General features: G+C 61.2%; 3 protein-coding genes. 1 reads left to right on the top strand and 2 read right to left on the bottom strand.

The features are described from left to right. The coding region (gene putA, locus WCA53_RS24565; RefSeq protein WP_423916571.1) for a bifunctional proline dehydrogenase/L-glutamate gamma-semialdehyde dehydrogenase PutA at positions 1–2369 on the bottom strand (2369 nt) is incomplete at its 3' end. Between the two features lie 325 nt (positions 2370–2694). On the opposite strand from putA, the gene WCA53_RS24560 reads away from it, so the two are divergent. Further along, a complete protein-coding gene (locus WCA53_RS24560) occupies positions 2695–2877 on the top strand; it encodes a hypothetical protein (RefSeq protein WP_423916568.1) in 183 nt (60 codons plus the stop codon). Positions 2878–2901: 24 nt separating this feature from the next. On the opposite strand, the gene WCA53_RS24555 is transcribed toward WCA53_RS24560, so the two are convergent. Continuing rightward, on the bottom strand, positions 2902–4614 hold a 1713-nt coding region (locus tag WCA53_RS24555; protein WP_423916565.1), incomplete at its 5' end, for a primosomal protein N'.

Genomic DNA, 4614 nt, shown 5'->3' with positions numbered 1-4614 from the left:
GGATTGCCGGCGGCGAGCGCCGCGGCGACCTGTCCCATAAAGATCGCGAGCGGGAAATTCCACGGGCTGATGCAGACCACGGGGCCGAGCGGGCGATGGGTATCGTTGGAAAACTCGCTGCGAATCTGCGCCGAGTAGTAGCGCAAGAAGTCGATGGCTTCGCGAATCTCCGACACCGCATTCGCCAGCGACTTCCCGGCTTCGCGCACGACCAGGCCCATCAGCGTGTGCATCTGCGCTTCGAGCAGATCGGCGGCGCGGGCCAGACAGTCGGCGCGCTCATCGACGGGCGTCGCCTGCCAGATCGGTGCAGCGGCAACAGCGTTGGCCAAAGCCAATGTGACCTGCTCCCGTGATGCTTCGACCACCGTCCCCACCACGTCGCGCAGATCGGCCGGATTGCGCACATCGCGCGACGTACCTTCTACAACGTCGTGCAATTCCAGCATCGGCGCAGCTTTCCACGGATGGTTCGCGCTCGCCAGCAACGCCGACGACAACGACGCCAGCCGATGCTCATTCGACAAATCGAAGCCCATCGAATTGAGGCGTTCATCGCCATATAACTGGCGCGGCAACGCGATTTTCGCGTGCGGAAGGCCAAGCGGCGTGAGCTTCGACGCTTCATCGACGGGATCCTGGACGAGTTCGCTGACCGGAATCGACGTATCGGCGATGCGGTTCACAAACGACGTATTCGCGCCGTTCTCAAGCAGGCGGCGCACGAGATACGCCAGCAGCGTCTCGTGCGTGCCAACCGGCGCATAGACACGACACGGCCGGTTCAGCTTGTCGCGGCCCGTCACTTCCTCGTACAGCGGTTCGCCCATGCCGTGCAGGCACTGGAACTCGTACTGGCCGGGATAGTAATTCTGCCCGGCGAGCTGATAGATGGCCGACAGCGTGAATGCGTTATGCGTGGCGAATTGCGGATAGACGGCGTCGGGCGCGCCGAGCAGCTTCTTCGCGCAGGCCACATACGAAATATCCGTGTAGATCTTGCGCGTGTAGACCGGATAGCCTTCGAGGCCGTCGACTTGGGCACGCTTGATTTCCGAATCCCAATAAGCGCCTTTAACCAGGCGAACCATTATCCTGTGACGGCTGCGACGCGCGAGATCGATCAAATAGTCGATCACGAACGGACAACGCTTTTGATACGCCTGCACCACGAAACCAATGCCGTTCCACCCGGCCAGTTCGGGATCGAAACAAAGGGCTTCGAGTAGATCGAGTGAAATTTCGAGCCGGTCCGCTTCTTCCGCGTCGATATTCAAGCCGATGTCGTAGCGGCGCGCGAGCAGCGCCAGCGCCTTCACGCGAGGCAAGAGCTCGATCATCGTGCGTTCCTGCTGCGAGCGCGAATAGCGCGGATGCAGCGCGGAAAGCTTGATGGAAATGCCAGGGCCTTCGTAAATGCCACGCGAACCTGCTGCCTTGCCGATCGCGTGAATCGCCTGTTCGTACGACGCGTAATAGCGCAGCGCGTCCTCTTCGGTCGTCGCGGCTTCGCCGAGCATGTCGTAGGAATAGCGGAAACCGCGCGCTTCGAACTTGCGGCTGTTCGCGAGCGCCTCCGAAATGGTCTCGCCCGTGACAAATTGCTCGCCCATGAGGCGCATGGCCATGTCGACGCCCTTGCGGATCAGCGGCTCGCCGCCGCGCCCGATCAAGCGCGTCAAGGCCGACGACAATCCCGTCTCGCTGTTCGTCGTGACCAGTTTGCCGGTGATCATCAAGCCCCAGGTGGCGGCGTTCACGAACAGGGACGGCGCCTGGCCCATATGCGAGCGCCAGTCGCCCTTGCTGATCTTGTCGCGGATAAGCGCGTCGCGGGTGGCGCGATCGGGAATGCGCAGCAGCGCTTCCGCGAGACACATCAGCGCGACGCCTTCCTGACTGGACAACGAAAACTCGTGAATCAGGCCTTCGACGCCCTTACCCGTCTGCTTTTTGCGGAGCGCTTCAACCAGCTTGGTCGCCATTGCGTTCGTTTCCGCTGCGACGCTTGCCGAAAGGCGCGCCTGCCCGACGAGGAAAGGCACGCACTCGGGTTCCGGTCGCCGATACGCCGCCGTGATAGCCGATCGCAATACGGATTGCGGCTGCACGTTTTGCGCGAAATCGAGGAAAGGATGCGGTGCGTTGTCTTCGTCGGAATCGGCTTGCGAAGACGACTCGAACGAATCTGCTGCGCTCGTTGTACCGGAGAGTTCCGGCGGCAACTGTCCATGTTCGATGCGTTCGAGGTACGCGAAGATGGCCTGCTTGATCAGCCAGTGCGGCGTGCGTTCGAGTCGCGTGGCTGCATCGCGCAGGCGGGAACGTAGCAAATCGTCGACTTTGACGCCCAAAGTGGTGCTCGCCATATATCCTTCTTTGCCGGTTATGACAGCCGGCGAGAGCATGAAAAGTGGCCGAATCGTAACTCGCTCATAAAAAAGGTGCAACCAACTTTTCAAGATGGGTTGCACCTTTTTGAAACTCGGTTCAAACCCTTATTGCATAAGGAAAACGACGGATTTTGGAGCATAGCCGGAGGGGAATTAGCTGCACTAATATTTCCCCGCTGTTGATATTTTCGCGATTCCCCTAATAAAACGCTTCCCGGTGCCGATAACGAGTTGGAACGCGTTGATTGCGTTGCGACTTTCGTGGCTGGTTGATGAAGCTGCGTGGTATCGGGGAGAAGAGATGAGTTCCTGGATGATTTTCTGCAGCATTTGGGCGTTGTTCGCGTTGTGCGTCGTGCTTTTTATCCGGGGTGCCCACCCACACGTTAAGCGTCCGGAGGCAGACACGCGCGAAGAAGGCCAGGACAGCAAGACCGGCGGTCTGAAGGTAGCACCCGTGCGCCACGAGAACGGCAACGGCTAAAGGTAAAGTGCCGCCCAAAGCCGCTTAAATATCGAGCGGATCGACTTCAAGATTCCACCTGACCAGACCTTTAACCTTAAGCCCCCGCAAGCCCGGCTGCCAGGCCCGCAGCACACTCTGCAAAACCGCCCGGGAAGCGCATTCGATCAGCAACTGTGCGCGATGCACATTGAAGACCTTGACGACGGTAAGCGGCACGGCGTCATAGACCGTCACCCGATCGGCGCCGGGCAGCATGGAAAACCCCTCCACGGCCCTCTGCAAGAACTCCAACGCGACTTCCAACGTACGCCCTTCCGCGCGAACCATCGCTTGATAAACAAACGGCGGTAAATGTGCGTCGCGTCGCTCGGCAAGAGTCGAATTGGCGAAACCCACGTAATCGTGACGAGCCAGCGCGTGAAACAACGCATGCCGTGCATAGCGCGTCTGGATCATCACTTCGCCGGGAAGACCCGACCGCCCCGCCCGCCCACTAACTTGCATAAGCTGGGCAAAAAGCCGCTCACTCGCACGAAAGTCGTGAGAAAACAGCGCTGTGTCGGCATTCAGGACGCCGACCAGCGTCACGCGCTTGAAGTCGTGCCCCTTGGCGATCATCTGCGTACCGACCAGGATATCGACCTCGCCCGCGTGAACATCGGAGAAAAGCGCCTGTGCGCTTCCCTTCAGCCGCGTACTGTCGGCATCGATACGTAAAACCCGCGCACCCGGCACAGCGCTCGCGAGGGTTTCCTCAACGCGCTGCGTGCCTCGACCCATCGGCGCGATGTCCACATTGCCGCAGTCGGGACACGATTTCGGTATGCGCGATTCCCAGCCGCAGTGGTGGCATCGCAGCGCGCGTTCGGGCTTGTGGAGCACGACGTACGCGCTGCAGCGTGGACAACCGGCGACCCAGCCGCAGGCATCGCAGGAAAGAATGGGGGCGTAGCCGCGTCGATTCAAAAATACGAGACTTTGCTCGCCGCGCTCAAGCCGCATTTTCATTGCCGCGACAAAAGGCCCGGACAATCCCTCCACCGATGCCCGCCCGCGCTGGCGCTCTTCTTCGAGATCGATCAGCCGGACGGTCGGCAAGACGGCCGCCGCGACGGCGCGCCGCGCCAGCGTCAACTTCGTATAGCGCCCCTGCTCCGCCTGCCACCAGCTTTCGAGCGATGGCGTCGCGGAGCCCAACACGACGGGAATCTCCAGTCGTTTCGCACGATAAATCGCGAGATCGCGCGCCGAATAGCGCAAGCCTTCCTGCTGCTTGTAGGCCGGATCATGTTCCTCATCGACGACAATCAGCGCCAGCTTCGGCAGCGAAGCCAGGATCGCGAGCCGCGTCCCGAGCACCAGTCGCGCACGGCCAGTGTGCGCGGCGAGCCAGTTTCGCGCGCGCTCGCCTTCGGCCAGCCCGCTGTGCATCGTAACGATTGCCCCCTCGGGCAATCCGGCAAAGCGGTTGCGAAACGCGGCTTCGAACTGCGGCGTGAGATTGATTTCCGGCACGAGGACGAGGGCCTGCGCGTCCGGGCGCGCGGCGAGCAAGTCGGCCAGCGCGTGCAGGTAGACCTCTGTTTTGCCACTGCCCGTCACGCCGTGGAGCAGGAACGCGACGAAACCATCCGCGCCGCGAATGGCATCGACGGCTTCGCTTTGCTCGTCCGTGAGTTGGGGCAGCAGACTGCCGTCCGTGAGCTTGCGTGCCGGATCATCCTGCGGCGAAACGCCCTCAGCCGTCTCCAACGA

The organism is Caballeronia sp., assembly GCF_049581465.1.
In the GTDB taxonomy this organism is placed as follows: Bacteria; Pseudomonadota; Gammaproteobacteria; order Burkholderiales; family Burkholderiaceae; genus Caballeronia.
This window is presented reverse-complemented; position numbering and strand designations above follow the sequence as displayed.

What these genes read in the sequence shown, in the direction of transcription:
- WCA53_RS24560 (WP_423916568.1), top strand. Translation starts at nt 2,695, where the DNA reads ATGAGTTCCTGGATGATTTTCTGCAGCATTTGGGCGTTGTTCGCGTTG.